At 71.2% G+C, this 26,675-nt stretch carries 27 protein-coding genes; 3 read left to right on the forward strand and 24 right to left on the reverse strand.

Features of this window, described 5'->3' with window-relative positions; genetic code table 11:
* Window positions 1-52 precede the first annotated feature (52 nt).
* The 9 genes from O7624_RS05020 to O7624_RS05060 all read right to left on the reverse strand — a co-directional run bounded on the left by O7624_RS05020 (window position 53) and on the right by O7624_RS05060 (window position 10,027).
* On the reverse strand, window positions 53-568 hold the full coding sequence (locus O7624_RS05020; protein WP_093404252.1) for an arginine repressor: 516 nt from the start codon (window positions 566-568) through the stop codon (window positions 53-55).
* A complete protein-coding gene (gene argF, locus O7624_RS05025; RefSeq protein WP_282239121.1) occupies window positions 565-1,494 on the reverse strand; it encodes an ornithine carbamoyltransferase in 930 nt (309 codons plus the stop codon). The genes O7624_RS05020 and argF overlap by 4 nt, the downstream gene beginning before the upstream one ends.
* Complete coding sequence (locus tag O7624_RS05030) at window positions 1,491-2,816, reverse strand: acetylornithine transaminase (protein WP_282239122.1); 1,326 nt, start codon at window positions 2,814-2,816, stop codon at window positions 1,491-1,493. The genes argF and O7624_RS05030 overlap by 4 nt, the downstream gene beginning before the upstream one ends.
* Complete coding sequence (argB, locus tag O7624_RS05035; RefSeq protein WP_282239123.1) at window positions 2,813-3,700, reverse strand: acetylglutamate kinase; 888 nt, start codon at window positions 3,698-3,700, stop codon at window positions 2,813-2,815. Before argB ends, O7624_RS05030 begins: the two co-directional genes overlap by 4 nt.
* A gap of 114 nt (window positions 3,701-3,814) precedes the next feature.
* The gene (gene argJ, locus O7624_RS05040) at window positions 3,815-4,981 is read right to left on the reverse strand and encodes a bifunctional glutamate N-acetyltransferase/amino-acid acetyltransferase ArgJ (protein WP_282239124.1); all 1,167 of its coding nucleotides are present in this window, start codon (window positions 4,979-4,981) and stop codon (window positions 3,815-3,817) included.
* Complete coding sequence (gene argC, locus O7624_RS05045) at window positions 4,978-5,979, reverse strand: N-acetyl-gamma-glutamyl-phosphate reductase (RefSeq protein WP_282239125.1); 1,002 nt, start codon at window positions 5,977-5,979, stop codon at window positions 4,978-4,980. The genes argJ and argC overlap by 4 nt, the downstream gene beginning before the upstream one ends.
* Window positions 5,980-6,111: 132 nt before the next feature.
* On the reverse strand, window positions 6,112-6,921 hold the full coding sequence (locus tag O7624_RS05050; RefSeq protein WP_232511236.1) for a hypothetical protein: 810 nt from the start codon (window positions 6,919-6,921) through the stop codon (window positions 6,112-6,114).
* Window positions 6,918-9,221, reverse strand: a complete 2,304-nt coding sequence (locus O7624_RS05055) for a hypothetical protein (RefSeq protein ID WP_282239126.1) — start codon at window positions 9,219-9,221, stop codon at window positions 6,918-6,920. The genes O7624_RS05050 and O7624_RS05055 overlap by 4 nt, the downstream gene beginning before the upstream one ends.
* Window positions 9,218-10,027 (reverse strand): hypothetical protein, encoded by an 810-nt coding sequence (locus tag O7624_RS05060; RefSeq protein WP_282239127.1) that lies wholly within the window; start codon window positions 10,025-10,027, stop codon window positions 9,218-9,220. The genes O7624_RS05055 and O7624_RS05060 overlap by 4 nt, the downstream gene beginning before the upstream one ends.
* A 169-nt stretch (window positions 10,028-10,196) precedes the next feature.
* Here O7624_RS05060 and O7624_RS05065 point away from each other — a divergent pair, with 169 nt between their 5' ends.
* A complete protein-coding gene (locus O7624_RS05065; protein WP_282239128.1) occupies window positions 10,197-11,081 on the forward strand; it encodes a Crp/Fnr family transcriptional regulator in 885 nt (294 codons plus the stop codon).
* Between the two features lie 47 nt (window positions 11,082-11,128).
* On the opposite strand, the gene O7624_RS05070 is transcribed toward O7624_RS05065, so the two are convergent.
* The 12 genes from O7624_RS05070 to O7624_RS05125 form a co-directional block, all read right to left on the reverse strand.
* Window positions 11,129-12,154 (reverse strand): NAD-dependent epimerase/dehydratase family protein, encoded by a 1,026-nt coding sequence (locus tag O7624_RS05070; protein WP_282239129.1) that lies wholly within the window; start codon window positions 12,152-12,154, stop codon window positions 11,129-11,131.
* 8 nt (window positions 12,155-12,162) lie between these two features.
* Window positions 12,163-12,942: a glycosyltransferase family 2 protein gene (locus O7624_RS05075; RefSeq protein ID WP_282239130.1), complete on the reverse strand. Its 780-nt coding sequence runs from the start codon at window positions 12,940-12,942 to the stop codon at window positions 12,163-12,165.
* Complete coding sequence (locus O7624_RS05080; protein WP_093404266.1) at window positions 12,942-14,144, reverse strand: nucleotide sugar dehydrogenase; 1,203 nt, start codon at window positions 14,142-14,144, stop codon at window positions 12,942-12,944. The genes O7624_RS05075 and O7624_RS05080 overlap by 1 nt, the downstream gene beginning before the upstream one ends.
* Before the next feature lie 249 nt (window positions 14,145-14,393).
* The gene (gene pheT, locus O7624_RS05085) at window positions 14,394-16,970 is read right to left on the reverse strand and encodes a phenylalanine--tRNA ligase subunit beta (RefSeq protein ID WP_282239131.1); all 2,577 of its coding nucleotides are present in this window, start codon (window positions 16,968-16,970) and stop codon (window positions 14,394-14,396) included.
* 36 nt (window positions 16,971-17,006) lie between these two features.
* Complete coding sequence (gene pheS, locus O7624_RS05090) at window positions 17,007-18,074, reverse strand: phenylalanine--tRNA ligase subunit alpha (RefSeq protein WP_282239132.1); 1,068 nt, start codon at window positions 18,072-18,074, stop codon at window positions 17,007-17,009.
* 213 nt (window positions 18,075-18,287) lie between these two features.
* A complete protein-coding gene (locus tag O7624_RS05095) occupies window positions 18,288-19,085 on the reverse strand; it encodes an RNA methyltransferase (RefSeq protein WP_282239133.1) in 798 nt (265 codons plus the stop codon).
* Between the two features lie 65 nt (window positions 19,086-19,150).
* On the reverse strand, window positions 19,151-19,543 hold the full coding sequence (gene rplT, locus O7624_RS05100) for a 50S ribosomal protein L20 (RefSeq protein ID WP_093404272.1): 393 nt from the start codon (window positions 19,541-19,543) through the stop codon (window positions 19,151-19,153).
* A gap of 32 nt (window positions 19,544-19,575) precedes the next feature.
* Window positions 19,576-19,770, reverse strand: a complete 195-nt coding sequence (rpmI, locus tag O7624_RS05105; RefSeq protein WP_093404274.1) for a 50S ribosomal protein L35 — start codon at window positions 19,768-19,770, stop codon at window positions 19,576-19,578.
* 20 nt (window positions 19,771-19,790) lie between these two features.
* Entirely contained in the window at window positions 19,791-20,435 is a 645-nt protein-coding gene (gene infC / locus O7624_RS05110) for a translation initiation factor IF-3 (RefSeq protein ID WP_093404276.1), read from the reverse strand.
* 301 nt (window positions 20,436-20,736) lie between these two features.
* The gene (locus tag O7624_RS05115; RefSeq protein WP_282239134.1) at window positions 20,737-21,276 is read right to left on the reverse strand and encodes a PH domain-containing protein; all 540 of its coding nucleotides are present in this window, start codon (window positions 21,274-21,276) and stop codon (window positions 20,737-20,739) included.
* Between the two features lie 80 nt (window positions 21,277-21,356).
* Complete coding sequence (gene hisG, locus O7624_RS05120; protein WP_282239135.1) at window positions 21,357-22,202, reverse strand: ATP phosphoribosyltransferase; 846 nt, start codon at window positions 22,200-22,202, stop codon at window positions 21,357-21,359.
* Window positions 22,203-22,246: 44 nt separating this feature from the next.
* On the reverse strand, window positions 22,247-22,528 hold the full coding sequence (locus O7624_RS05125; RefSeq protein ID WP_348774987.1) for a phosphoribosyl-ATP diphosphatase: 282 nt from the start codon (window positions 22,526-22,528) through the stop codon (window positions 22,247-22,249).
* 118 nt (window positions 22,529-22,646) lie between these two features.
* On the opposite strand from O7624_RS05125, the gene O7624_RS05130 reads away from it, so the two are divergent.
* Together O7624_RS05130 and O7624_RS05135 are read left to right on the forward strand one after the other, a co-directional pair.
* Window positions 22,647-23,507 (forward strand): ABC transporter substrate-binding protein, encoded by an 861-nt coding sequence (locus O7624_RS05130; RefSeq protein WP_282239137.1) that lies wholly within the window; start codon window positions 22,647-22,649, stop codon window positions 23,505-23,507.
* A 107-nt stretch (window positions 23,508-23,614) separates the two neighbouring features.
* The gene (locus O7624_RS05135) at window positions 23,615-24,268 is read left to right on the forward strand and encodes a hypothetical protein (protein ID WP_093404282.1); all 654 of its coding nucleotides are present in this window, start codon (window positions 23,615-23,617) and stop codon (window positions 24,266-24,268) included.
* A 19-nt stretch (window positions 24,269-24,287) separates the two neighbouring features.
* Here the strand turns inward: O7624_RS05135 and ribH are convergent, their stop codons facing one another.
* From ribH to O7624_RS05150, 3 genes are read right to left on the reverse strand one after another with little or no spacing between them, the layout of a single operon-like run.
* The gene (gene ribH / locus O7624_RS05140; RefSeq protein WP_093404283.1) at window positions 24,288-24,788 is read right to left on the reverse strand and encodes a 6,7-dimethyl-8-ribityllumazine synthase; all 501 of its coding nucleotides are present in this window, start codon (window positions 24,786-24,788) and stop codon (window positions 24,288-24,290) included.
* 5 nt (window positions 24,789-24,793) lie between these two features.
* Window positions 24,794-26,056 carry a bifunctional 3,4-dihydroxy-2-butanone-4-phosphate synthase/GTP cyclohydrolase II gene (locus O7624_RS05145; protein ID WP_282239138.1) on the reverse strand — a complete coding sequence of 421 codons (1,263 nt, stop codon included), beginning with the start codon at window positions 26,054-26,056 and terminating at the stop codon, window positions 24,794-24,796.
* Window positions 26,053-26,673 (reverse strand): riboflavin synthase, encoded by a 621-nt coding sequence (locus tag O7624_RS05150; protein WP_282239139.1) that lies wholly within the window; start codon window positions 26,671-26,673, stop codon window positions 26,053-26,055. The genes O7624_RS05145 and O7624_RS05150 overlap by 4 nt, the downstream gene beginning before the upstream one ends.
* Between the last annotated feature and the right edge of the window lie 2 nt (window positions 26,674-26,675).

Consider the following 26,675-nt stretch of genomic DNA (forward strand, 5'->3'; position numbering starts at 1 on the left):
CCCCACGATCAGTCGCCTTCCCACCGGGCACCCACGTCCGACACGACCTCGCTCACTGCGTACCGCTCCCTTCGCCGCTGTCGTCCCGGCGGGCCCAGCCGGCGAGCCGTTCACCTAGCGCGGCGCCACCGTCAGCGGCGCGCGCCACGACGAAAATGGTGTCGTCGCCGGCGATGGTGCCGACGACCTCCGACAGACCTGCCCGATCCAACGCGCTGGCCAGGTAGTGGGCGGCTCCCGGCGGGGTACGCAGGACCGCGATGTTGCCGCTGGAGTCGACCTCGTTGAGCAGTTCGCGCAGCAGCCGCACCAGACGGGCCGGCGCCGCCTCGGCGTCGCGCAGCGGGCGATGGCCGTCTTCGGGGATCACGTAGACGGCTCGGCCGTCACCGCCCCGGGCGGTGACCGCGCCGAGTTCCTTCAGATCCCGGGAGAGGGTGGCCTGGGTGACCTGCACGCCCTCGTCGCCGAGCAACTCGGCCAGCTCGGTCTGCGACCGGATCGGCTTGTCGCGGATCAGCTCGACGATGCGGGCGTGCCGGGCGCCCCGGGTCAGTGGTGCCGTCATGTCGGCTCTCCTTGGAGCAGGAAGGTCAGCAGCGCCTTCTGGGCGTGCAGCCGATTCTCCGCCTGGTCGAAGACGGCGCTGCGCGGGCCGTCGAGCACCTCGTCGGTGATCTCCTCGCCGCGATGCGCCGGCAGGCAGTGCAGCACGACGGCCTCCGGCGCGGCATGCCCGAGCAACGCCTTGTTGACCTGGTACGGCAGGAACGGGGTGCTGCGGTCCAACCCGTCACCCTCCTGGCCCATCGAGGTCCAGGTGTCGGTGGCCACCACGTCGGCGTCCCGCACGGCGGCGACCGGGTCGGTGAGCACCCGGACCGAACCGCCGGTGCCGGCGGCGATCGCCTCGGCGCGGGCCACCACGTCCGCGTCCGGCTGGAAGCCGGCCGGGCCGGCGACCCGCACGTGCATCCCGGCGGTCGCGCCGGCCAGCAGGTACGAGTGGGACATGTTGTTCGCCGCGTCCCCGACGTAGGCCAGCGTCCGCCCCGCGGTGCCGCCACACCACTCACGGATGGTGAGCAGGTCCGCGAGCAACTGGCAGGGGTGGAACCCGTCGGTCAGCGCGTTGACCACCGGCACGGTGGCGCCGGCGGCCACCTCCGAGATCCGGTCGTCGCCGTGGGTACGCAACACGATCGCGGCCACGTAGCGGGACAGCACCCTACCGGCGTCGGCGAGCGACTCACCCCGGCCGAAGTGGGTGACCTGGGTGTCCACCACCAGGGGGTGACCACCGAGTTCGGCGATGCCGGCGTCGAAGGAGACCCGGGTACGCAGGCTCTGCTTGTCGAAGAGCACCGCCACCGAGCGGGGTCCGGCCAACGGCGCGAACGCGAAGCGGTCGGCCTTCATCCGGCCGGCCAGGTCGAGCACCGCGGACTGCTCGGCCGGAGACAGGTCGTCGTCGCGCAGGAAGTGCCGGATCATGCGGAAGCCTCCGTCGGCGTCACCGGGTCGGTCGAGATCTCGGTGCGAGAGCGCCCCTGGGAAGGCGTCTCCGTGACCGGATCCGCAGCGACCGCCGGGGCGGCGGTCGGGATCACGCTACGGGACGGCGCATCCTGGGCACCACGATCCGGCGCGCTCGTGGCGGCGTTCAGGGCGGTCGGCAGCGCCGCCAGGAAGGCGTCGGCCTGAGTGACGGTGAGGATCAACGGCGGGGCCAGGCGGATCACGTCGGGCTGGATCGGGTTGACCAGGAAGCCGGCCTCGCGCAGCGCGCCGGCGAGGGCGGCGGACGCCGGTGCGGTCAGGGTGACGCCGAGCAGCAAGCCCGCACCGCGTACCCCGCCGACCAGCGGATGGCTGAGAGCCTCGATCCCCCGACGCAGCCGCTCACCGATCCGCTTGACGTGGTCGAGCAGCCCCTCACTGGCGATGGTGGAGATCACCGCCAGGGCGGCGGCACAACTGACCGGGTTGCCGCCGAAGGTGCTGCCGTGCGAACCAGGGACGAGCAGGTCGGCCGCCGGGCCGAAGGCCAGGGTCGCGCCGATGGGCAGCCCGCCACCGAGCCCCTTGGCCAGGGTCACCACGTCCGGTTCGACGCCGTCGGCCTGGTGGGCGAACCAGTGTCCGGTCCGGCCGATGCCCGTCTGCACCTCGTCGAGCACCAGCAGGGCACCGTGCCGGGCAGTGATCCGCCGGGCCTCGGCGAGGTAACCGGCAGGCGGGACCACCACTCCGTTCTCACCCTGGATCGGCTCCAGGATCACCATGGCCGTGGCGTCGGTCACCGCCGCGGCCAAGGCGGCGACATCACCGTACGGGACATGGGTGACCTCGCCCGGCAGCGGACGGAACGGGTCCGCCTTGGCCGGTTGACCGGTCAACGCGAGAGCGCCCATGGTGCGGCCGTGAAAGCCGCCGACGGTGGCCACCACCTGGGTACGGCCGGTGCAGCGGGAAAGCTTGAACGCCGCCTCGTTGGCCTCGGCTCCGGAGTTCGCGAAGAACACCCGCCCCGGCCGGCCGGCCAACGCCAGCAGCAGCTCGGCCAGCGCGACCGGCGGCTCGGAGATGTACAGATTGGAGACGTGGCCGAGCGTCGCCACCTGCTTCGACACGGCCGCCACCACCGCCGGGTGGGCGTGGCCGAGCGCATTGACCGCGATGCCGCCGAGCAGATCGACGTACTCCCGGCCGGCCTCGTCGACGACGACGGCGCCGGAGCCCGACACCAGCGCCATCGGCGGCGTGCCGTAGTTGTCCATCATCGCCTGCCGCCACCGGCTGACCAGAGCACTCATGAGGGAATCACCATCGTTCCGAACCCTTCCGAGGTGAACACTTCCAGCAGGGTGGAATGGGCGACCCGACCGTCCACGACGTGCGCGGCCGGCACTCCCCCGTTGACGGCCCGCAGGCACGCCTCCATCTTCGGCACCATGCCCGATTCCAGCGACGGCAGCAGCTTCGCCAGCTCATCGGTGCTGATCTCGCTGACCAGGCTGGATTTGTCGGGCCAGTCGGCGTACAGGCCGGGCACGTCGGTGAGCACCACCAGCTTGCGCGCCCGCAGGGCTACCGCGAGCGCGGCAGCGGCGGTGTCGGCGTTCAGGTTGTGCAACACCCCGTCCGCGTCCGGCGCCACCGTGGAGATCACCGGAATCCGGCCGGCGGCGATCAGGTCGTCCACCGCCGAGACGTCCACCGACTCGACGTCGCCGACCTGGCCGACGTCGACCGGCTGCCCGTCGACGTACGCGGGCCGCCGCACCGCCGTGAACAGCCCGGCGTCCTCGCCGGAGAGACCGACCGCGAACGGCCCGTACGCGTTGATCAAACCGACCAGTTCCCGGCCCACCTGGCCGACCAGCACCATCCGGACCACGTCCATCGCCTCCGGGGTGGTCACCCGCAGGCCACCCCGGAACTCGCTGTCGATGCCCAGCCGGCCGAGCATCGCCGAGATCTGCGGGCCGCCGCCATGCACCACCACCGGTTTCAGACCGACGTAACGCAGAAACACCATGTCGGCGGCGAAGGCCCGCTGCAACTCCGGGTCGACCATGGCGTTGCCGCCGTACTTGATCACGACAGTGGACCCGGAGAAGCGGGCCAGCCACGGCAGCGCCTCGATCAGCGTGGCCGCCTTCGCCTGGGCACGGCTCAGATCAGAGCTCAGGGTCACCGGACCGACCTTCCGTTCACGACTGCAGGACTCCGCTGCGCTGCATTCCTCGCGCTCACCGAGCCGATCTTCCGTTCACGACTGCGGGACTCCGCTGCGCTGCATTCCTCGCGCTCACGTTGAATAGGCCGAGTTCTCGTGCACGTAGGCGTGCGACAGGTCGTTGGTCCACACCGTCGCCTCGGTGGTACCGGCGTGCAGGTCGATCCGGATGGTGACGTCCCGGCCGGAGAGGTCGACCTTCGAGCGGTCCTCGGCCGCCGCGCCGCCCCGGCAGACCCAGATGCCGTTGACCGCCACGTCCACGGCGTCCGGCTCGAAGACGGCGGTGGTCGTACCGACGGCGGCGAGGATCCGACCCCAGTTCGGGTCGTTGCCGAACAGCGCGGTCTTCACCAGGTTGTTGCGGGCCACCGCCCGGCCCACCTCGACCGCGTCGTCCTCGTCGGCGCTGCCGACGACCTCGATGGCGACCTGCTTGGTGGCGCCCTCGGCGTCGGCGAGCAACTGCTGAGCCAGGTCGTGACAGGCGGCGGTGACCGCCGAGGCCAGCTCCGTCTCGCTCGGCGCGACGCCCGAGGCACCGCTGGCCAGCAGCAGCACCGTGTCGTTCGTCGACATGCAGCCGTCGGAGTCGACGCGGTCGAAGGTGACCCGGGTGGCTGCCCGCAGCGCGGCGTCGAGCGCCTCCGGCCCGGCCACCGCGTCGGTGGTGAGGACGCAGAGCATGGTGGCCATCGCCGGGGCCAGCATGCCGGCGCCCTTGGCCATGCCGCCGACGGTCCAGCCGGCGCCGGAGACGACAGTGGTCTTCGGCCGGGTGTCCGTCGTCATGATCGCCTCAGCGGCGGCACCACCGTTGTCACCCAGGCTCCCGACAGCAGCGGCAACCCCGGGCAGGAGCCGGTCCATGGGCAGCCGTTCGCCGATCAGGCCGGTGGAGCAGACCGCCACCTCGCCCGCGCCGATCTGATGCACGTCGGCCGAGGCCAACGCGGCAGCGGTGTGCTCGGCGGTGGCGTGGGTGTCCTGGAAGCCGGCCGGGCCGGTGCAGGCGTTCGCGCCGCCGGAGTTGAGCACCACCGCCCGCACGATGCCACCCCGGACGACCTGCTGGGTCCAGAGCACCGGCGCGGCCTTGACCCGGTTGGCGGTGAAAACACCGGCCACACCAGCGTCGGGTCCGTCGTTGACCACCAGCGCCACATCCGGCTCGCCGCTGGTCTTCAGGCCGGCGGCCACCCCGGCCGCCCGGAAACCCCGGGGTGCGGTCACGGTCACGGCGCGGTCCCCCAGACGGACAGGCCCGTGGTCTCGGGCAGGCCGAACATCAAATTGGCGTTCTGCACCGCCTGGCCTGCGGCACCCTTGCCGAGGTTGTCCAGCGCGGCGACCACGATCAGCCGACCGGAGTCGACATCGACGGTGGCCTGCAGATGACAGGAGTTGCCACCCAGCGTGGCGGCGGTGTGCGGCCACCGCCCCTCGGGCAGCAGATGCACGAACGGTTCGTCCGCGTACGCCTGCGCCAGCACCGCGCGCGGGTCGGTCTCGCCGGTCGGCAGCACGGTGACCGTGGCCAGGATGCCGCGCGGCATCGGTGCCAGCACCGGCGTGAACGACAGCCCGGTCACCCCGGTGGCCTGCTTGATCTCGGGTACGTGCTGGTGCGCGCCCACCTTGTAGGGCGACAGGTCGCCCATCACCTCGCTGGCGAGCAGGTGGGCTTTGGTGGCCCGGCCCGCGCCCGAGGTGCCGGACGCGGCGACGACCACCACGTCGTCGGGTCGGGCGACACCGGCGGCGATCAGCGGGGCCAGCGCGAGGGTGATCGTCGCCGCGTAGCAACCGGTGCTGGCCACCCGTTCCGCGGCGGCGATCCGCTCCCGCTGACCCGGCAACTCGGGCAGGCCGTAGGTCCACGCGCCCGCGTGCGGGCCGCCGTAGTAACGGGCCCAGGCGTCGGCGTCCACGAGCCGGTGGTCGGCACCGAGATCGACGATCCGTACCCCGGCGGGCAGTTGCGCCGCGAGGGCGGCGGACTCGCCGTGCGGGAGGGCGAGGAAGACGAGATCGGCCTCGGCCAGCACCTCCGGCGCGGTCGCACCGAGGGTCACGTCCAGCCCGGTCAGCTGCGGGTGAACCGCGTCGAGCCGTTGCCCGGCCTGACTGTGCGCGGTCGCGGCGACCAGGTCGAACTCGGGATGTCCGGCGAGCAGGCGGAGCAGTTCACCACCGGCGTACCCACTCGCCCCCGCGACCGCAGACCGAATCCCCATACCTACCTCCGCATGACTATGCAGCGAGGATAGCCTCGAAAGGAAGTTACTGCAAGGTCATACAGTCGTGCGCATGGTGATGTAAGGCAGGGTGCGGTGGCCCTCCGGTGCCGAAGGAGGGCCACCGCACGATCAATTGGTCCGCCCCGACAGGCCGTGCTGACGCTCGTACGTCCGCAGCGCGGCGTCCCACGCCTGCGTGTACTCGGACGGCCCAAGGCCGAGATCACCGTGGCCCTTCACCGCCTCCCGCAGCAGACTCACCAGATCCGGGACGGTGTCACGGCGCTCCACCACGTACCGCTGGAAGACCTCGGCGAACTGCTCTCCCGCCAGCCGCGCCGCATGCCCGGTGACCGGGTCGTCCTCCAGGCTCTGCAACACCGCTGCCCACCGGCGGGTCAGGTCGTCGGCCTGCCAGGCACGGATCTTCTGTAGTTCGTGGTGGCACTCGAGCTCGATCCGCTCTTCCCAGTACGGGCGCAGCCGCTCCCGCACCCGCTCGTCGGGGCTGACCCGTAGATGAACTCCGAACTGCGGCAGGCTCGCGTCCTGCGGCCAACGTTGGTGCATCAGGAGGTTGTTCAGCGCCCGCTCCAGGTCGTGAGCGCGGTGCGGTTCGTGCTCGCGGGCGAGGTCCACCGCCCGTTCCCGGACGATTCCACCCGCCCACGGCAACAATCGCTCGGCGCGCAGGCGCAGTTCCTCGAACCCCATGTTCGACGCGGTCCAGAGGTAGACGACGTGCAGGCGGAAGTCGAAAGCGTCACCCTTGGCCGGCACCAGGAGGGGTTGCGGTACGTCCTGCCGAAAGCTCACCCGAACGGGTACCGGCGGCAGCGGAGCAGGAGACGGCGGAAAGATGGAGTGCCACCATCGGCGATCGGCCTGCCTCGGCACCGAGGGGTGGACGTGCGGGTTCCCGGCGGGTTGAGTGCTCATCGGTTGTCCTCATCGATAAGTTGTCCGACATCGGCAAGCAGAGCGTTCCGGGGCATCACCGGGCGCCACACGTGCCGTAGCTGGTGGTGGAGTCGCCGACGCAACGGAATCCGTCCCGCCACCACGAGTCGCAGCAGCGCCAGCACGTGCCCAGCGACCTCGGGTTGGCCGTCCGCCCGGTTGAGCCAGGAGCCGAGGGTCCGCCAGGACCGGTACGCCGTTTCCGGCAGGCTCAGCGCTGTCGCCCAGAGCGTCGCCAGGTCATCGTCGGTGATGAACCCCGTACGGGCGAGGTCCAGCAGTTCCGGCCAGTGTTCCCGCGGCGGTCGGGCCCACCGTTCGGCCAGCACCCGCAGCGTTCGGGCGGCGTGCAGTTGTACCTCGCGGTCGGGCGACCGGGTCCACTCGACCAGATCGGGCACCAGGGCGGTGGCGTGCCCGCTCTGATACACCTCGACCAGGCCCCGAACCACGGAGTTGTTCCAGCGTTGCATGCGCGCCGACGCGACCAGGCGCAGCTGCACCAGCGCCGCGTCAGGCCAGAGACGGGCCAGCCCGAGTTCGTGGGCTCGGGCCACGGTGTCCCGCAGATGGCCGGCCGGCCCGGCTGCCCAGCGATCCAGCTCGGCCCTGACCCGCTGTCTCAGATGCGGTTGCATCGCCATCGCCACCAGCACGATCGCGGCCGCCTGCCGAACTCCGGCCCGCCGCTCCCGGGCCAGATCCCGTACCGTGTCCAGGGCCGCCTGCACGTCCCTGCTCGCCGTCCAACCGACCGCCCCGGCCGCCGCCTGGCGTACGGCCGGCTGTTCGGCCCGGACCAGATCCGCGAGCCAGCCGAGTAACACCCGAGGTGGGTACCAGTCCGTCCAGGCCACGTCGAGCACGGCGGAGCGCAGTTGCTCGCTGCCTGCGGCGAACTGGAGATGGGCAGCGCCCACGGCCCACCCGTCGGCCGGTACCACCACCGCCGCCCGCAGCGTCTGGCCGAGCAGCTGATCGACGGTGGTTCCGCGCAGGCGCAGCGGAACCGTCGCCGGTGGCATCGGCGCGTCGGCCGGCACGAGCCGATCGGCGTACCCGAGCCCGTCAGCGGCCACGAGCCGGTCGGCGGCGAGACGGATCTCCGAGGCGGAGAGGCCGACCAGGACCGCGCAGGAGAGCCGGAACGCCCGTACCTGGTCGCGGGACCAACCCACCGAGGCACCCGCGCCGTCCTCCGCGTCGAGAATGCGCGCGGCGCGCTCGCGCAGCTGCCGGGGCAACAATTCGGCCAGACGGGCGGTCAACGCCGCGGCGCGTGGTGCCGTGCGGGCGATCGCCTGCACCACCGCAACGACCTCGCGTGGTCGAGGTTCCCCGCCGAGGTAGGTCGCCAGCAAGGGATGCCGGACGCACTCCTCGTCGACATACCGTTCGACGCATCCGCCGGCACAGCCGTCCGCGCAGAAGCCGACGCACGGCACCGTCAACTCACGCCGCAGCCGAGTGCGAAACACCTCCTCCGCAGGCGGCGGTCGATGCTCGACGACATGGCCGCTGAGATCCTGGATCCGCCGCGAGAAGTCACCGACGAGAAGCAGGGTCACCCCGTGGGTCTCGGCGCGCGCCGCCAAGGCGACGAGGGTGTACCCGTCCACCGAGCACACCGTCTCGTCACTGAGTCGTAGCACGTAGCCGCATCCGCTACGGGGACCGGAGTTCGTGCCGAGCAGGTCGGCGAGTTGCTCGACGCCGAGAACCCCTACCCGGCCGAAGCCGTGCCGGCGGGCCGAGGCGACAAGCGCGGAGGTGAAGCGGCCGCTGCCGGTCGGACCGGACAGGCACACCAGGTGGCGTTGCTTCAACTGCCGGTCGAGTTGCTGATCGCTCGCGGCGGGGGCGTACGCGAAGGCGACCTCCCGTACGGTCGACTCGCTCAGTGTCTCCGCCCAGACGCGACCACCCCCGGCGGTTGCGGCGGCGGTGACGTTGACCGTGCCGATGGCGAGCGCGCCATGGCCGGTCGCGTTCTGTCCCTGAACCTGCATGTCGCCAACATCGATGCGCCCGCTGTCGCCGAGCAGACCGGCGAGTCGGCGCAGCACGTCGGCGGAGTCCAGCGGCTCCTCGGTCTCGTCGGTGTCCTCGACATCCTCCGGCTCCCGCTCCGTGGATGGCGGGTCCGCAGCGGTCGCGCCGCTGTCCGGCGCGAGTCCGGGGCGGCTCTCCTGCGGCTGGTCGCCCGGTGGCTCCAGCCCGGCATCGGCCGGCACGGCTTCGGAAGCGGACCTCGCCGACTCCGGACGGTGGTCGCTCACCGGTCCGTACCTCCACCGAGATTCGCGTCACGACCGATCGACCCGATCGCCGTGGCACCCGGGCCGATGGCGTTCTGCCCCTCGACGGTGATGTCGCCGGTTCGGATCCCACCCGGGGCGGGGATGTCGCCATCCCGCTTCGCGCGTGAACGGCGAGCAGAGACATCCGACGTGTCCCCGGCCGGCGGGTTGGACTCCGGGGACCCGTCCACCCAGGACGACAGATCCTCGTCGACGACGCAGAGCCACGCCGGTTCCTGAAATCCCTTGCTCGCGTGGACCACGTCGATCCGACGGAACCGGTCCGGGCGGAGCTCCTCGGGATACTCGGTGACAACGTCACGGTAGATGTCTGCGGACACCACGAGCGCGATCCCGGCCTCGGGGAAGGCGGCCAGTGCCCGACGGACCGGCTCCGCGTCGCACAACCTGCTGACCAGCACTACCGCTTGCCCGGGAAATCCGTTGGCACCGTCGAGGTGCACCATGCCCTGGTGCACCGCGACCCTGAGCCGGATGCGGGCTGCCGGCAACCGGCTGGCGTTGTACCGCCGTAGCAGCCGATTCAGCTCCGGCACGAACCGGCCGATCACCCTCGCTTCGGGTATGTCGTGCGGCAGGATCGCCAGTTCCCCGTCGCCCGACTGCTGTGTCGTCCAGCCCACCCGGTCCATGCCCACGTCGCCGGCTGCCTCCCGCAGCAGGCGGTGAAAGTCGTGCTGGGCCTCGTACTGCTGAAGGTTGGTACGCCGGCTGTAGCGCTCCATGTCCACGCAGACCAGCAGGCGCCGCTCTGGATGTCGCATGTGGTCGGTCCTCCTCACCATGGCCCGTCAGAGCCGGGCACCAGGTGACATCCAAGACGCGTCGAAGCTCGGAGATCCCGTAGAAAGACGGCATCGCCGCGTTTGTCGACCACCCGTCATCCCCTCCTGTGCGGGTGTCTCGACGGTTCCGTACGGATGGACTTGGCCCATGTGGACCCTGCCGATCGACCTGCTCCTGGGATCGGGGCTGGCGGCGTGGCCGACGCTCGGGTTGCTGGTCGCCTACCTGCTCGCGGCGGCGCTGTTCCGTCAGGCGTCGCGCACCGCGAAAGACCGGTTACGCTTCGATCGCTTTCGTTGGTGGAGAAAAGTGGGAGCGTTGATGCGGCGAGAAACGCCTCAGACCGCACAGTGGCCCTACGGCACATTCCTGCAGCGGCTGGGCCCCCCAGTCCGCACGGCGTTGTTGGAACTCGGCGTCCGCCGTCAGGTGCCGGCCGGTCAGATCCTGATTCACGAGGGACGCCAGGAATCACACCTGGTTCTGATCGAGCAGGGGCTGACCAAGGTCACCGCCGCGCTGCCGGACGGCCGAACCGCGCTGCTGTCGCTCCGGGTCGGGGGTGACCTCGTCGGTGAGATGTCCGCGCTTAACGAACAGCCAAGGTCGGCGACGGTCACCGCGTGCGGACCGGCCCGCTACAGCGTGATCCCGTGTGACCGCTTCCGAGCCTTCCTACGCGGGAACCCCGACGCGGCGCTCGAACTCGCGGCCATGGTCTCGGACCGGCTGCGCTGGTCGAACCGGCGACGGATCGACTTCACCTCGTACCCGGTCAAGATCAGGGTGGCACGGGTCGTGGCGGAACTGTCCCGCACCCACGGCCGGCGGGCGCCCGACGGTGTCGTCATCGATGTCCGGCTCACCCAACCGGAACTCGCCACGATCTGCGGCGCCTCCGAGACCTCGATCCAGAAGAGCCTGCGTGATCTGCGAACCGAGGGCCTCGTCGACACTGACTACCGTCGGATGACCGTCCTCGACCTGCCGCGACTGCGGGCGGTGGGGCAACTGGACGCCGAGGAGCGGTAGCCAGGTCCCGTTCCGGCCCCCGGCGACAGGCCCTGACAGCTCCCGGGTCAGAGGCGGCCCTCGGCGACCGCGTGGGTCACCCAGGGGATGACCTCGTCGAGCATCTCGTCCAGGGTCGTGGTGGCGGTGAAGCCGAGCACCTCGCGAGCCTTCGTGGTGTCCGGTACGCGTTTTTGCACGTCGTACTGGAAGGGGTCGTCGCTGACGTGTCGGAAGGGCACGTCCGGCCCCTTGATCTTGCGCCAGATCAGCTCGGCCAACTCCAGGACGGTGGTCGACTCGGCGGTGGAGAGGTTGAAGTCCTCGTTGCGCGCCGCCGGGTGCTCGATGGCGAGCGCGATCCCCCGGGCGAGGTCACCGCCGTAGGTGTAGTGCCGCACCTGGTCGCCCTCGCCGAGGATGTGCAGCGGGTCCTGCCCCTTGACGATCTTCTGGACCAGGTCCGGTACCACGTGCGACATGGCCAGCTTCACGTTGCCGGAGAGCACCTCGGCCTGGCCCAGCGCCCGCCCCTCCCCCACCCCGACGCAGTTGAACGGCCGCACGATCGTGTAGGGCAACTGGTACTGGTCCCAGGCTGCCCGGGCGTAGTACTCCACGGCCAGCTTCTGGAAGCCGTACGAGGACAGCGGCGGCGGGATCCGCCGCTCGTCGCCCTCCCGGCTGGGCCAGTGCTCGGTGGACTCGAACACCATCGAGGAGGAGAGGTAGGTGACCTTCGACAGGCGACCGGCGCGGTGCGCCTGCAACGCCGCGTCGCAGGTCGCCGCCATGATCCGCTCGTTGGTGGCGAGCAGGTCGTAGGCGTACGCGTGGAAGTAGGAGATCCCGCCGATCATGGCGGCGCCGGCGACCAGGTGGTCGCAGCCGTCGAGCAGCCCGGTCAGCAGATCGGTGTCGCGGGCGTCCCCCTCGACGAACCGGAACCTCGGGTGCCCCTCGTGGCTCTGGGCGACCGGACCGTACTTCGAGAAGTTGTCGACACCCACCACCTCGTGGCCACGGTCGAGCAGCTCCGCGACGAGGTAGCCGCCGATGAATCCGGCCGAACCAGTTACCAGGACCTTCGCCACGTACGCTCCTATGCCGTCTTCTCGTACTCGGTGCCACGCGGGGTCGGCACGGCCGCCGTCCGCACCCGGGCGGCCAACTTCTCCCGGCTCAACCGCCGACCGTAGGCGAACAGGTACCAGCGCAGGTAGCCGGGGAGGAAGCGGCCAAGGTCGAAGTGGGACTCGCCGAGCGGACGGTCCAACCAGATGGTCGGGATCTCGGCGACCGGCAGGCGCAGCCGGGTGGCCTTCGCGGTGAGTTCCAGCCCGATCTCGAAGCCGGTCCGCGACTCGATGCCGACCTCGCGGACGAACGCCGTGTCGTACGCCTTGAAGCTGTTGGTGGCGTCCCGGGTGCCCGCCCGGGCGAAGGTGTAGAGGCTGCGGCCGGCCCAGCGGGACATCAGTCGCTTCAGCCTCGGCCCGCCGACCTGCTGACCACCCGGCATGTACCGGGAGGCCGCGGCGACCACCACGCCCCGGTCCACCAACCGGGCCAGCTCGTCGATCTGGCGGGGATCGTCGCACCCGTCGGCCATCGTCACCACCGCGACCGGCGCCAGGGCCGCGTCGATGCCGTACCGGATCGCGTTGGCCGGGCCCCGGCCGTAGGTGTTGAGCACCGCCCGGACCCTCGGGTCGGTACGCGCTATCCGCTCGACGTACGGGACGGTGGTGTCCTCGGGCATGTCGTGCACGATCAGCACCTCGGCGGGCAGCATCAGTTCGCGCAGCATCCGCTCCAGGCAGCGGATGATCGCCTCGCCCTCGTTGTAGACCGGCACGATCACCGAGACCCGGGGATTCATCACACCCGCACCCCCTGCCCGGTGAGACCCCACATGTCGATCACCGGTTTGTCGGTGTCCAGGCGGGCGTACTGCTCGTGCGGTGCGGCGATGACCAGCAGGTCGGCCCGGCGCAACACCTCGTCGAGGTCGACGAAACGCTCGTCCGCCACGTACGGGTCGGTGCAGAGCGTCTCCCGGGTCTTCAACGCCAGGATCTTGCGTAGCTTGTACGCCAGGCTCTCCCGGGGATCGTCGCTGCCGCCCTTGAAGGCCATCCCGAGGATGCCCACCGTCGAGGTGGCCAGGTCGAACCGGTCCTCCAGGCGGGACACCAGATACAGCGGCAGCCCTTCGTTGATCAGCATCGCGGAGTGGCCCAGGACGAAGTTGTTCCGGTTGAACGCGGCCAGTTGCATGGTGTCCTTGAACAGGCACGGTCCGGCGGCGAAACCGGGCATCGGCAGATCGGCGGCGCGCGGGTAGTCGTACGCCACCGCATGCCGGATCCGGGCGAAGTCCAGCCCGAAGTCGTTGGCCATCATCCAGAACTGGTTCGCGGTGGCGAACTTGATGTACCGCCAGGTGTTGGTGAACAGCTTCGCCAGCTCGGCCTCCTCGGGTTCGAGCGGGACGATCTGGTCGGTCAGGTGCCGGAACAGCTTCTCCGCCCGGGTCAGCGCCTCCGGGGTTCGTGCGGCGACGATCTGCGGCAGGGTGAACAACTCGGTCATCGCCCGGCCCTCGGCGATCCGCTCCGGGCAGAACGCCACGTCCGCGCGCAGCCCCTTGCCGGCCAGCAGCTTCTCGGTCAGTGCGGTGACCCCGGGGTAGACGGTGCTGCGCAGCACGATCAGCTGGCCGTCGCGCAGATGCTCGGCGCAGCGTTCGAGCGCGCGGGGCACGGCACCGAGATCCGGGTTGAGGTGCTCGTCGACCGGCGTGCCGACCACCACAACCAGATGCTCCGACGCCCCGACGGCGGCGGGGTCGGTGGTTGCGCGCAGCCGCCCGGCGGCCACCGCCTCGGCCAGCGGACCGGCCGCGCCGGGCTCGGCGAAGGGCAGGGTGGCCGCGTTGACGCCCGCGACGGCCTCGGCGTTGATGTCGTACAGCACGACGGACAGCCCGCGGGCGGCGAAGGCGATGCCCAGTGGCAGGCCCACCCGGCCACAACCACCGACGATGCAGACGTCGACCGAGGCGGGCGGATCATCGGACATGAGGGGGCTCCCGTGGGGGTGGCGGGGGTGATGCGGATGACGGCACTCGGAATCCAAGCAGGCTAACCGCTCAGAGGTAACTCGCGGGTAACCAAACAGCCATCGGTGTTGACCTTTCGGTCGATCCCACACCGAGCGCCTTGCCGCCGTCACCGATCGCACACGCCGTCGGTGCCCGCACCCACCACCGGGGTCGGGAATGGGCCCCTTCTTTGCCCGAGGGGTAGCGAAGGGGCCCTTGCCGACCTGTCAGGCGCCGCGGAGGCTGGCGCCGCAGCGTTCGGCGGCGCGGGCGACGGCGGCGTCACGGGCGGCCACCGCCTCCTCGACCGTCAGGGTGCGGTCCGGTGCCCGGAAGGTGAGCTTGTAGGCCAGCGACTTGCGGCCGGCGCCGAGCTGCTCCGAGGCGTACACGTCGAACAGGCTGACCGACTCCAGCAACTCGCCGGCCCCCTCGACGAGCGCCTGGCGCACCTGCGCCGCCGGCACCGACTCGGCCACCACCAGCGCCACGTCGATGAGCGCCGGCGGGAACGTCGACACCGTCGGCGCGCCTACCGGCGGGGCGGACGGCAGGGCGTCCAGGTCCAGCTCCATGGCGCAGGTCCGCCTCGGCAGTTCCAGCGTCGCGACGACCTGCGGGTGCAGCTCACCGGCGTGACCGACCACCGTGCCGTCGACCAGCAGTTCCGCGCAGCGGCCCGGATGCCACGGGGCGTACTCGGCCGACCGCACCTCGACCTGCCGGTCGGGTACCCCGGCGGCGGCCAGCACCGCGCGGCCGGCCTCGACCGCGTCCGCCCAACCTGCCGCCCGGCCGCCGCCCCACCAACCGGCCGGCTCGATGTCACCGGTCAGCACGACGGCGACGTGCCGGGGTTGGCGCGGAACCACCGCGTCGGCGGCGGCGAACTCCGCGTCGGTGGGACGCCGATCCACGCCCATCGCCGGCGGGCTGCCGGCGTCCGGCCGGGGGTGGAACACCGTGCCGATCTCGTAGAGGGACAGATCCCGCAGACCACGGCCGAGGTTGCGCCGGACGATGCCGAGCAGCGGGCCGAGCAGCGTGGTGCGCAGCAGCGGCTCCTCCTCCGACAGCGGGTTGGCCAGCCGCACCGCCCGGCGGCGCGGGTCGTCGGCAGGCAGGCCGAGCTGGTCGGCCAGCTCCGTGGCGACGAACGGGTGCGCCAGGACCTCGACGTAGCCACGCTCGGCCAGGGAGCGGGACACCGCCCGGTGGCGTCGCTGCTGCCCGGTCAGACCCCGGCCGGGCGGCGCGGTCGGCAGCACCGACGGCACCTTGTCGTACCCGTCGAGGCGGACCACCTCCTCGACCAGGTCCGCCGGGTCGGTCAGGTCGGGCCGCCAGGTCGGCGGGGTGACGCTCAGCGTCTCGCCGCCACCGGCGGCCACCGCCACCTCACCCGGGTCCTCGGCCAGCCGGTCGGCGCCGCGCGACACGGTGCAGCCGACCTGCTCCAGCAGGGCGGCCACCCGGGCCGGCGGGTAGTCCACCCCGACCCGCCGGGTGGGCAGGTCGGCCGGCAGGGTGACCGGGGTACGCGGCCGGACATGGTTGATGTCCAGCACCTCGTCGCTGGCGGTGCCGCCCGCGTACGACGTGAGCAGCCCGACCGCCCGGTCCAGGGCGACCAGCGGCAGCGCCGGATCCACCCCCCGCTCCCAGCGCTTCGCCGCCTCGCTGAACAGCTTGTGCCGGCGGGCGGTGCGGCCCACCATCGCCGGGTCCCAGTGCGCGGCCTCGAAGAGCACGTTGACGGTGCCCGGCAGCACCTCGCTGGTCTCCCCGCCCATCACGGCGGCGAGCGAGATCGGCGTGCCGTCGCCCTCGGCGGCGAGCGGGTTCGGCAGCCCGACGTCGCAGATGACCATGTCCTCGGGGGCGAGGGCGCGGGTCACCCCGTCGAGCGTGGTCAGTTTCTCCCCCGGTACCGCCCGGCGCACCACCAGCGGACCGGCGATCCGGTCCGCGTCGAAGGCGTGCATCGGCTGGCCGAGTTCGAGCATCACGTAGTTGGTGATGTCGACCGGCAACGAGATGCTGCGGATGCCGGCGATGGTCAGCCGCTGCCGCATCCAGTCCGGGGTCTGCGCCGCCGGGTCGACGTCGCGCACCATCCGGGCCGCGAACCGGTCGCAGCCGACCGGGTCGCGCACCTCGACCGGGTACGCCGGCTCGGCCGTGCCGGGCGTCGCGGGCATCCGGCCCCGGTCGGAGTAGTCGAGACCGAGAGCGTGCGCCAGTTCGCGGGCGAGCCCGCGCAGTGACATCTGGTAGCCCCGGTCCGGGGTGATCTCCACCTCGACGATGATGTCGTTGAGGCCGATCACCGGCCGTGCGTCGTCGCCGGGCTCGGCGACCACGTGCTCGGGCAGCACCAGGATGCCGTCGTGGTCGTCGCCCAGGCCCAGTTCCCGGGCCGAGCAGATCATCCCGTTGGAGTTGCGCCCGTACGTCCGGCGGGCGCCGACGGCGAAGTCACCCGGCAGCACCCCGCCGGGCAGAATGACCACCACCCGGTCGCCCGGAGCGAAGTTGCGGGCACCGCAGACGATCTCCTGCGGCTCGCCGGTGCCGTTGGCAGTGCCCACGTTCACTAGGCAGAACCGGATCGGCTTCTTGAAGCCGGTCAGCTCCTCGACCTCCAGGACCTCGCCGACCACCAGTTGCCCGGTGACCGTGCCGGAGAGGTCCACGATGGACTCGACCTCGATGCCGAGGTCGACCAGGGCCCGTTCCAGCTCGTCAACGGGCAGGTCGGGAACGTCGACGTACTCCCGCAGCCAACTGAGAGAAACTCGCATGATGTGTAACCACCGTCTCCGTAACTCGCGCCCGCACTAAGCCCCGTGGCCGAACGCCCGGGTGAACCGGACGTCGCCCTCGACCAGGTCCCGCATGTCGCCCACCCCGTGCCGGAACATCACCGTCCGGTCGATGCCCATGCCGAAGGCGAAGCCGGAGTAGACCTCCGGGTCGATGCCGCACGCCCGCAACACCCGCGGGTTGACCATGCCGCAGCCGCCCCACTCGACCCACTGTGGGCCCTTGCGGTGCTCCGGGAACCACACGTCGAACTCGGCCGACGGCTCGGTGAACGGGAAGTAGTGCGGCCGGAACCGGGTCTTCGCGCCCTCGCCGAACATGGCCCGGGCGAAGTGGTCGAGCGTGCCGCGCAGGTGCGCCATCGTGATGCCCTTGTCCACCACCAGGCCCTCGACCTGGTAGAAGACCGGGGAGTGGGTGGCGTCCAACTCGTCGGTGCGGTAGACCCGGCCGGGGACGACCACGTAGATCGGTGGGGTGCGGGTGAGCATGGTGCGCGCCTGCACCGGCGAGGTGTGGGTACGCAGCACCAGTCCGGAGCCCTCCGGTGCGATGTGGAAGGTGTCCATCAGCCCGCGCGCGGGATGGTCGGCGGGGATGTTCAGCGCGTCGAAGTTGGTCCACTCCAGCTCGACCTCGGGCCCCTCGGCCACCTCGTAGCCCATCCCGATGAACAGGTCGCTGATCTGCTCCATGAGCAGGGTGATCGGGTGCCGGGAGCCACGCGGGTGGCGGTCGTACGGCAGCGTCACGTCGACTCGTTCGGCGACCAGGACCCGCTCGGCCTGCTCACGCTCCAGCACCTCGGCACGGGCGGCGTACGCCTGCTCGATGGTGCGGCGGGCCTCGTTGACCCGCTTGCCGGCGTCGGCCTTGGCGGCCGGCGGCAACGCGCCGATCTCGCGGCGGGCCAGCGAGACCGGGGCCCGGTCGCCCAGGTGCGCCGGGCGCACCACGGCGAGCGCGTCGGGGTCACCGGCGGCGGCGAACGCCTTCTCGGCCTCGGTCACGGCCTCGGCCAACGCGGCCGGGTCGAGCAGGGCGACCTGCTTCGGGTCGTACGGATCGTTGCGGTAAGTCATGGCGTACGGGCACTCCCTCACGACGGCGCCAGCCCTCGCGGGCGGCTAGGCGAGTCTACGGACGCGCGGCTGTGCCGCAGCCCGCCGGTGGGAGTCGTGTGGAGAGCAGGTCAAACCCGCCGCCCGCCGACACCGGCGGGCTGGCTAAACGAACGCCGTGGTGCGTTCATCATCGGGGCCGCATCTCCTCCGTCATGTGCGCGTGACCTCGGGTCAGCGCTGTGCTCTGGCCGAAGCGTACAGGCAGACGGCCGCCGCCGCAGCCAGGTTGAGGCTCTCGGCCCGCCCGTGCAGCGGCACCCGGACCCGCGCGTCGGCGGCCTCGGCCAGCTCGATGGGCAGGCCGTGCGCCTCGGAGCCGAACAGCCAGGCGGTCGGTGCGGCCAGCCGGCCGGCGTCGACCAGGTCGTCGAGATCAGATTCGCCGTGGCCGGTCGCGGCGAGCACGGTCAGCCCGGCGGCCCGCGCCGCGGTGACCGTCGCGAGCGGGTCGCGCTCCCGGACCACGTCGACGTGGAACAGGCTGCCCGCGGACGACCTGACGCACTTGCCGTTGTACGGGTCGACGGCGTCCCCCGCAAAGATCACCGCGGTGGCGCCGGCCGCGTCGGCGGTACGCAGCACCGTGCCGGCGTTGCCCGGGTCACGGATGCCGGCGAGCACGGCCACCAGTCGGGGGCTGTGGGACAACGCGTCGGCCAGGGACACGTCGAGCTGCCGGCAGACGGCGACCAGTCCCTGCGGGGCGACGGTCTCGGCGAGCGCGGCGAGCGCCTCGTCGGTCACCTCGGAGACGGGTACGTCGTCGGCGGCGGCGGTCGCCGCGAGGTCGGCGTACCGGTCGAGAGCCGCGGGGGTGCCGAACAACTCCAGCACGGTGCGGGGTCGGCTCAGCGCCTCCCGGACCGCCTGCGGTCCCTCGGCGAGGAACCGACCTGCGGCGTCGCGTTCGCGACGACGCTGAAGTCGGCGCGCGGCCACCACCCGGGGCGTACGCGGTGTGAAAACCATGTTCTCCGCCACACGCGCGAGGCGTCCCCCGTGGCCGAGGGACGCCTCGCTGCGCTGGGTGGGACTCAGGCGGCCTGGGCGGGCGCGCCGCCGGTGCCCTCGGCCTGCACGGCAGCCCGGGCCAGCTCGACGATCGCCGCGAACGCGGCGGCGTCGTTGACCGCCAGGTCAGCCAGGATCTTGCGGTCGACCTCGATGCCGGCCAGGCGCAGGCCCTGGATCAGCCGGTTGTAGGTCATCCCGTTGGCGCGGGCACCCGCGTTGATCCGCTGGATCCACAGCTGCCGGAAGTCGCCCTTGCGGTCGCGACGGTCCCGGTAGGCGTACTGCATCGAGTGCAGCACCTGCTCCTTGGCCTTGCGGTACAGCCGGGAGCGCTGACCGCGGTATCCGCTCGCGGTCTCCAGCAGGGTACGGCGCTTCTTCTGGGCGTTAACAGCCCGCTTGACGCGTGCCATCTCAACTCCTTCTTGGATTCAGGTGGCGCGCGTCAGCGGCCGAGCAGCTTCTTGATGCGCTTGACGTCAGCCTTGGCCACCTCGACCACGCCCGTCAGCCGGCGGGTGCGGGTGGAGGGCTTCTTCTCCAGGTTGTGACGCAGACCGGCCTGCTGCTTCGTGATCTTGCCTTTGCCGGTCACGCGGACCCGCTTGCCCATCCCCGTGTGGCTCTTCATCTTCGGCATGTGGAACGTCTTCTCCCCTGTTACTGACCGCTGGTGTCAGCGGTCGTGCCGGTCTCACCGGCTGCTGCGCTCTCACTTGTCACCGCAGGCTCGGCGGTCGCGGCGGGCTCCTCCGCGGTCCGCTCCCGAGGCCCGCCACGGGACGCCGTGGCGGCGACCGCGGAGGCCTTCACGGCCCGGTGCGGAGCGAGAACCATGATCATGTTTCGGCCGTCCTGCTTCGGAGCGGACTCCACGTATCCCAGTTCCGTGATCTCGGACTCGAGCCGGCGCAGGAGCCGGTAGCCCAGCTCCGGACGGCTCTGCTCGCGACCACGGAACATGATCGTCACCTTGACCTTGTCGCCGGCCTTGAGGAACCGCACCACGTGACCCTTCTTGGTCTCGTAGTCGTGCGGATCGATCTTCGGCCGGAGCTTCATCTCCTTGATGACGGTCTGCTGCTGGTTACGCCGCGCTTCGCGCGCCTTCAGTGCGCTCTCGTACTTGAACTTGCCGAAGTCCATGAGCTTGCACACCGGCGGGCGCGCCATCGGCGCAACCTCGACCAGGTCCAGATCGACGTCCGCGGCCAGCTGAAGGGCGCGCTCCAGCGGGACGATGCCCACCTGCTCACCCTCGGGGCCGACCAGTCGGACCTCACGTGCCCGGATCTGATCGTTCACGCGTGGTTCGACGCTGATGGGGCCTCCTCGAGTCGGATCTTCATGCGTGGCCGACCCGGCGGCTCCCGGTGGGAACCGGCCCGGAAAGTAGAAGGCCCCGGCGAATGCCAGGGCCTGCTCGACCGGTCGGCACGATCACAGGATCGCGCATCCGATGCCGGGACGTGCCCGGAACCGGTGACCGGACCCGGACGCCAAAGGCGGCGACTCGGGTGGGAGCAGGCGCTCCGCTTTCACGGCCACCCGCCGGAGCGGACAGCCTGGTCGACTTGACAACACTACACCCTCGGCCAGCGGCCCCTCAAACCGGGCGCTGGCCCGCTGCCCGCTCGGCGAGCGCGGCAAGGTGCTCCCGGTGCAGCCGGCGCAGGGCGCGCACCCCGTCGACGGCGAGCTGTTTGTCTGCGGCCTGGAGGGCGACCACCGGCAGCAGGTCGTCGTCGTACAGCTCCAGGGCCGCCCAGGGGGCGCCCCGGTCGAACCGGACGCCCCGGACGACCTCCCAGGGCAGTTCGTACGAGCCGATGATGTTGCGCACCCGCACCCCTCGCACATCCGCCTCGACCCGAGGCCGGGTGAACAGCAGGGTGCCCAGGGCGAACAGGATCCCAAGCCCGATCATGGCGAACTGGTCACCGCGCTGGAAGGTGCCGTACCCGTTGCCGGTCGGGCCGGTCAGCGTGGTGGCGACCAGCGCGAAGACCACGACCAGCAGGATCGCCGACACCCAGCAGACCAGCCGGATCCGGCGTGGCCGCAGCCGGAACAGCTCGGTGCCGGTCGCCCGCTCGCGCTCGCCCGGACCGGCGCTGGGCTGCGTCACGTCCCGCCGCTCACTCATGGCACAAGTCTGCCATCCGCTTCCGGCCGCCCCGCCGCCGCCACACTGACGTGGACCTCACGGGCCATCGAAGCAGCGACTCACAACCGGCAGGCGTGGATGTTGGTGACCAGGATCGCGCGGGCACCCAGCTCGTAGAGTTCGTCCATGATCCGGTGCACGTCGTCGCGGAGCACCATGGCCTGCACCGCCACCCAGCCCTCCCGGTGCAACGGCGAGACCGTCGGCGACTCGATGCCCGGGGTCAACGAGCTGGCCCGATCCAACAGCCCGGCCGGCACGTCGTAGGCGAGCATCACGTAGCGGCGGGCCACCAGCACCCCGTGCAGCCGGCGCAGCAGCTGCTCGGCCTGCGGGTGAGCGGCCGCGCCGGTGCGGCGTACCAGCACCGCCGAGGATTGCAGCAGCGGCTCACCGAAGACCACCAGACCGGCCTGGCGCAGCGTGGCCCCGGTCTCGACCACGTCGGCGACCACGTCGGCGACGCCCAGCCGGATGGCGTTCTCCACCGCACCGTCGAGGCGGATCACGTCGCCCTTGACGCCCAGCTCGGCGAGGTGCCGCTCGACCAGCCCCGGGTACGCGGTGGCGATCCGGTGCCCGCCCAGCTCCCGTACGTCGTCGACGTCGTCCGGCCGGGCCGCGAAGCGGAAGGTGGCCCGGCCGAAGTTCAGGTCGACGACCTCCTCGGCCGGCGCGCCGGAGTCGATCAGCAGGTCCCGGCCGGTGATGCCGACGTCCAGATCACCGGAGCCGACGTAGGTGGCGATGTCCTTCGGCCGCAGGTAGAAAAATTCGATGTCGTTGGCCTGGTCGCGGCAGACCAGGTCCTTGGTGTCGGTGCGCTGGCGGTAACCCGCCTCACGCAGCATCTGGGCGGCGGAATCGGCCAGGGCGCCCTTGTTCGGTACGGCGACACGCAGCATGACGGAGTGCTCCTTCGATCGGTTCGGTTCGACGGTGGGGGCACTCACAGATGTCGGTAGACGTCCTTCAGGTCGAGACCGGTGGCGAGCATCAGCACCTGGACCTGGTAGAGCAGCTGGGAGATCTCCTCGGCGGTGCGCTCGGGCCCCTCGTGCTCGGCGGCCATCCACGACTCGGCCGCCTCCTCGACGACCTTCTTGCCGATGAAGTGCACGCCCTGCTCCAGTGCGGCGACCGTGCCCGAGCCGGGGGTGCCGGCCGCGGCCTTGGCCTGCAACTCCGCGAACAACTCCTCGAACGTCTTCACGGAGACGGATTCTCGCAGTCGCCCAGGGTCGACCCGCGCACCGGGTCGATGGTGACCGGTGGACGGAACGCATCCGACACCGGCACGGTGGGACAACCCTTCGATCCCCACCTATGTTGGTCGTACGCTGTCCGCCATGGTCACCACCCCGCGTACCCTCGCCTTCGCCTCCGCAGCGGCCGTTCTGCTCGCGGCCAGCGCCTGCACGCCGCAGGCCCAGCCCGCGCCCATGCCGACCGTGTCGATGCCGTGCGCCAAGGACAGCCTGCCCACCGAGACTGCGGGCAAGCTCACCATCGCCACCGGTGCGGCGGTCCGCCAGCCGTGGTTCGTCGACGACAAGCCGGACAACGGTCAGGGCTTCGAGTCCGCCGTGGCCTACGCGGTGGCCGAACAGCTCGGCTACGCCCGCGACGACGTCACCTGGACACGGGTGGGGTCCGAGGCCGCTGTCGCCCCCGGGCCGAAGACCTTCGACTTCGGCATCGACCAGTTCTCGATCAGCGACGAGGGCAAGCAGGCGGTCGACTTCTCCGCGCCGTACCACCTGGTCCGGCAGGCGGTGATCACGCTGAAGTCCACCGAGATCGCAGGCGGGGCCGCGCTGGCCGAACTGCGTGACGCCCGGCTCGGCGCCCAGGCCGGCACGACCGGCCACCAGGCCATCACCGATCTGGTGCGGCCGAGCTCCGAACCGCGGACCTACAAATCCCGCGACGAGGCCACCAAGGCGCTGCGGAACGGTCGGATCGACGGCCTGGTGGTGGATCTGCCCACCGCGTTCACAATCGCCGGGACGGAGATCGACGACGCGGTGATCGTCGGACAGCTACCCCAGGTGGGCAGCCCGGAGGCGTTCGGACTGCTGCTGGAGAAGGACTCGCCACTCACCGGTTGCGTCAGCGCGACGGTCGGACAGCTCGCCTCCGAGGGCGTCCTCAAGCAGTTGGAGGAGCGGTGGCTCGCCCAGGAAGCGGGAGCGCCCGAACTCACGTGAGCACGGTCGAAGCCGGTTTCCGACTGTTCGGAAGAGGACTGGTCGATGCTGGTCGCCGGCTGATGGACGCATCCTGAGGCGACAGCCCCTCGTCGCCGGGAGACCCCATGATCTGGATCATCGAGAGCAAGAGCAAGATCAGCCGCGAGTTCGCGGCCGACGTCAAGCGCCTCCGGGCGAACAAGGCGGTGGCGCAGCACGTCACCCGGGCCGTGCTGAACAGCACGATCGCCGAGATGCAGACCCCGCTGAAGCCGGCGCTCAAGCCCGGCGAGCCGGTCCTGATCCTCGCCCACTCCGGCTACGACATCGATCCCCGGTCCGGGCAGGAGGCACCGTGGATCGGCGGACGGTGGCTGGACGAGTTCGCCCAGGACCTGGCCGCGAAGTTCACCCCGGCCGGGATCAGCGGCCACACCCTGTGGTTCCTCGTCTGCCACACCGGACACGACATCAGCGCGCTGGCCAACCACCTGGTCACCGCCGGCGTGGACAACGTGACGATCTACCTGCCGAAGAACTTCATGTACGTCAGCAAGACCGGCATCCCGCACGTGCTGCTCAGTGACGCCGACCTGGACGACGTGAACCGGGACGTCGCCCGGTGCGACAGCGACTACTGGAGCATCCAGGGCTCGCAGGCCACCGGCAGCTACTGGGCCGGCTGCTCGATCAGTGGTCAGACCGTCACCCCGCTGTCCTCAGCGGCGGTCGAGCAGGCCGTCCAGGCACAGTTCGATCCGAACGAGGAGGAGAGCTGAACCGCCGACGCCGCAACCGTCAGGCGCCGAAACCGACAGGGTAGTTGCCGGCGGCGGCGGTCTGGCGGATGGCGAGGGCGGCGTCGAGGGCGGCCACCGTCGACGACCAGCCCTTGTCCTCGGCGGAGTCGGGCAGGCCGGCACGGTCGCGGGCCTGCTCGATGGTGTCGACGGTGAGCACGCCGTGGGCGACCGGCTTGCCCTCGTCCAGGGCGACCCGGGTCAGGCCGTCGGTGACCGAGCGGCAGACGTAGTCGAAGTGGGCGGTGGCACCGCGTACCACCACGCCGAGGGCGACCACCACGTCACAGCGCCGGGCCAGGGCCTGCGCCACCACGGGCAGCTCCACCGAGCCGGCCACCCGGGCCACCACCGCCCGCGCACCGCACGCCTGCGCGGCGGCGACCGCCCGGTCGAGCATGTGGTCGGTCAGGTCACCGTGCCAGCGCGCGGCGACCACACCGACGGTCATCCCGGCCGCGTCCACCGGAGCCGTACCCGGCTCCCCGAAACCCGCCATCTCTCCTACGCTCCGATCTCTCTGCCCGGCACCGGACGCCCCATCGGCGCCTCGGCCACCTCGTCAAGCTGGTCGAGCAGGTGACCCATCCGGTCCCGCTTGGTCCGCAGGTAACGTACGTTTTCCGGGTGCGGGCGCACCGGCAGCCCCTCGCGGCCGGTGACGGTCAGTCCGTAGCCCTCCAGCCCCGCCCGCTTGGCCGGGTTGTTGGTCAACAACCGCATCGAGCGGACCCCGAGGTCGTAGAGGATCTGCGCGCCGGTGCCGTAGTCACGCGCGTCGGCCGGCAGGCCGAGGTCGAGGTTGGCGTCCACCGTGTCGCGGCCCTGGTCCTGCAACTGGTACGCCTGGAGCTTGTGCAGCAGCCCGATACCACGCCCCTCGTGACCACGCACGTAGAGGACCACGCCCCGCCCCTCGCGGGCCACCCGGTCCAGGGCGGCGTTGAGCTGCGGCCCGCAGTCGCAGCGCACCGACGAGAAGACGTCACCGGTCAGGCACTCCGAGTGCACCCGGACCAGCACGTCACGGCCGTCGCCGATGTCGCCCATCACCAGCGCCACGTGCTCGGCCGAGTCGTACTCGCTGCGGTAGCCCAGGGCCCGGAACACCCCGTGCTCGGTGGGCATCCGGGCGTCCGCGACCAGCTCGACCTGCTTCTCGGTACGCCGCCGGTAGGCGATCAGATCCGCGATTGTGACCAGGGTCAGCGAGTGCTCGGCGCAGAACTTCTCCAGGTCCGGCAGCCGCATCATGGTGCCGTCGTCGTTGACCAGCTCGCAGAGCACCCCGGCCGGGCGCAGCCCGGCCAGCCGGGTCAGGTCCACGGCCGCCTCGGTGTGCCCGGGCCGCCGCAGCACCCCACCCGAGCGGGCCCGCAGCGGCACCACGTGCCCCGGGCGGGCCAGGTCCGTCGGGCCGGTGGCCGGGTCGGCGAGCAGCCGGATGGTGTGTGCCCGGTCGGCCGCCGAGATGCCGGTGGTGACTCCTTCCCGGGCGTCGACGGTCACCGTGTAGGCGGTCTGCCGCCGGTCCTGGTTGGTGTGGTGCATGGGCGGCAGGTCGAGCCGGTCGCACTCGCTCTCGGTGAGCGGTACGCAGATGAAGCCCGAGGTGTGCCGCACCGTGAAGGCCAGCAGCTCCGGGGTGGCCAGCTCGGCCGCGAAGATCAGGTCACCCTCGTTCTCCCGGTCGGCGTCGTCGACCACCACGACCGGACGGCCGGCGGCGATCTCGGCCAGGGCCTGCTCGATGTCGGCGAAGGTCATGCCGGCACCTCCGCTCCGTCGGCCGCACGGCCGGCCAGCAGCCGCTCGACGTACTTGGCCAGCACGTCCATCTCCAGGTTGACCGGGTCACCCACCGACCGGTTGCCGAGCGTGGTCGCCGAGAGGGTGGTGGGGATCAGGCCGACGACGAACCAGCCGTCGCCCACCTCGGCCACGGTCAGCGAGACCCCGTCGACGGTGATCGAGCCCTTCTCCACCACGTACCGGGACAGCGCGGCGGGCAACCGGAACCGGACCGTCTCCCAGCGCGGCGCCGGCTCGCGGGAAAGCACCTCACCCACGCCGTCGACGTGCCCCTGCACCAGGTGACCGCCGAGGCGGCTGCCCAGCGTGGCGGCCCGCTCCAGGTTGACCCGGTCGCCGGTACGCAGCGCGCCGAGCGCCGAGCGGCGCAGCGTCTCGCCCATCACGTCGGCGGTGAACACCCCGCCGTCGACCTCGACGACGGTCAGGCAGACCCCGTTGACCGCGATCGAGTCGCCGTGCCGTGCGTCGGAGGTGACCAGTGGGCCACGGACCGCTACCAGAGACGAGTCCTCCGCCGTCGGGGTCACCCCGACGACCTCGCCCAGTTCCTCGACGATGCCGGTGAACATGC

This window comes from Verrucosispora sp. WMMD1129 (genome assembly GCF_029581255.1).
Taxonomy (GTDB): domain Bacteria; phylum Actinomycetota; class Actinomycetes; order Mycobacteriales; family Micromonosporaceae; genus Micromonospora; species Micromonospora sediminimaris.

What these genes read in the sequence shown, in the direction of transcription:
- O7624_RS05135 (WP_093404282.1), top strand. Translation starts at nt 23,615, where the DNA reads ATGATCTGGATCATCGAGAGCAAGAGCAAGATCAGCCGCGAGTTCGCG.
- hisG (WP_282239135.1), bottom strand. Translation starts at nt 22,202, where the DNA reads ATGCTGCGTGTCGCCGTACCGAACAAGGGCGCCCTGGCCGATTCCGCC.
- O7624_RS05080 (WP_093404266.1), bottom strand. Translation starts at nt 14,144, where the DNA reads ATGTCCGATGATCCGCCCGCCTCGGTCGACGTCTGCATCGTCGGTGGT.
- pheS (WP_282239132.1), bottom strand. Translation starts at nt 18,074, where the DNA reads ATGACTTACCGCAACGATCCGTACGACCCGAAGCAGGTCGCCCTGCTC.
- O7624_RS05030 (WP_282239122.1), bottom strand. Translation starts at nt 2,816, where the DNA reads ATGAGTGCTCTGGTCAGCCGGTGGCGGCAGGCGATGATGGACAACTAC.
- rplT (WP_093404272.1), bottom strand. Translation starts at nt 19,543, where the DNA reads ATGGCACGCGTCAAGCGGGCTGTTAACGCCCAGAAGAAGCGCCGTACC.
- ribH (WP_093404283.1), bottom strand. Translation starts at nt 24,788, where the DNA reads ATGGCGGGTTTCGGGGAGCCGGGTACGGCTCCGGTGGACGCGGCCGGG.
- O7624_RS05065 (WP_282239128.1), top strand. Translation starts at nt 10,197, where the DNA reads ATGTGGACCCTGCCGATCGACCTGCTCCTGGGATCGGGGCTGGCGGCG.
- O7624_RS05130 (WP_282239137.1), top strand. Translation starts at nt 22,647, where the DNA reads ATGGTCACCACCCCGCGTACCCTCGCCTTCGCCTCCGCAGCGGCCGTT.
- argF (WP_282239121.1), bottom strand. Translation starts at nt 1,494, where the DNA reads ATGATCCGGCACTTCCTGCGCGACGACGACCTGTCTCCGGCCGAGCAG.
- O7624_RS05115 (WP_282239134.1), bottom strand. Translation starts at nt 21,276, where the DNA reads ATGAGTGAGCGGCGGGACGTGACGCAGCCCAGCGCCGGTCCGGGCGAG.
- pheT (WP_282239131.1), bottom strand. Translation starts at nt 16,970, where the DNA reads ATGCGAGTTTCTCTCAGTTGGCTGCGGGAGTACGTCGACGTTCCCGAC.
- O7624_RS05095 (WP_282239133.1), bottom strand. Translation starts at nt 19,085, where the DNA reads ATGGTTTTCACACCGCGTACGCCCCGGGTGGTGGCCGCGCGCCGACTT.
- O7624_RS05060 (WP_282239127.1), bottom strand. Translation starts at nt 10,027, where the DNA reads ATGCGACATCCAGAGCGGCGCCTGCTGGTCTGCGTGGACATGGAGCGC.
- argC (WP_282239125.1), bottom strand. Translation starts at nt 5,979, where the DNA reads ATGGGGATTCGGTCTGCGGTCGCGGGGGCGAGTGGGTACGCCGGTGGT.
- O7624_RS05020 (WP_093404252.1), bottom strand. Translation starts at nt 568, where the DNA reads ATGACGGCACCACTGACCCGGGGCGCCCGGCACGCCCGCATCGTCGAG.
- O7624_RS05075 (WP_282239130.1), bottom strand. Translation starts at nt 12,942, where the DNA reads ATGAATCCCCGGGTCTCGGTGATCGTGCCGGTCTACAACGAGGGCGAG.
- O7624_RS05150 (WP_282239139.1), bottom strand. Translation starts at nt 26,673, where the DNA reads ATGTTCACCGGCATCGTCGAGGAACTGGGCGAGGTCGTCGGGGTGACC.
- O7624_RS05145 (WP_282239138.1), bottom strand. Translation starts at nt 26,056, where the DNA reads ATGACCTTCGCCGACATCGAGCAGGCCCTGGCCGAGATCGCCGCCGGC.
- O7624_RS05050 (WP_232511236.1), bottom strand. Translation starts at nt 6,921, where the DNA reads ATGAGCACTCAACCCGCCGGGAACCCGCACGTCCACCCCTCGGTGCCG.
- rpmI (WP_093404274.1), bottom strand. Translation starts at nt 19,770, where the DNA reads ATGCCGAAGATGAAGAGCCACACGGGGATGGGCAAGCGGGTCCGCGTG.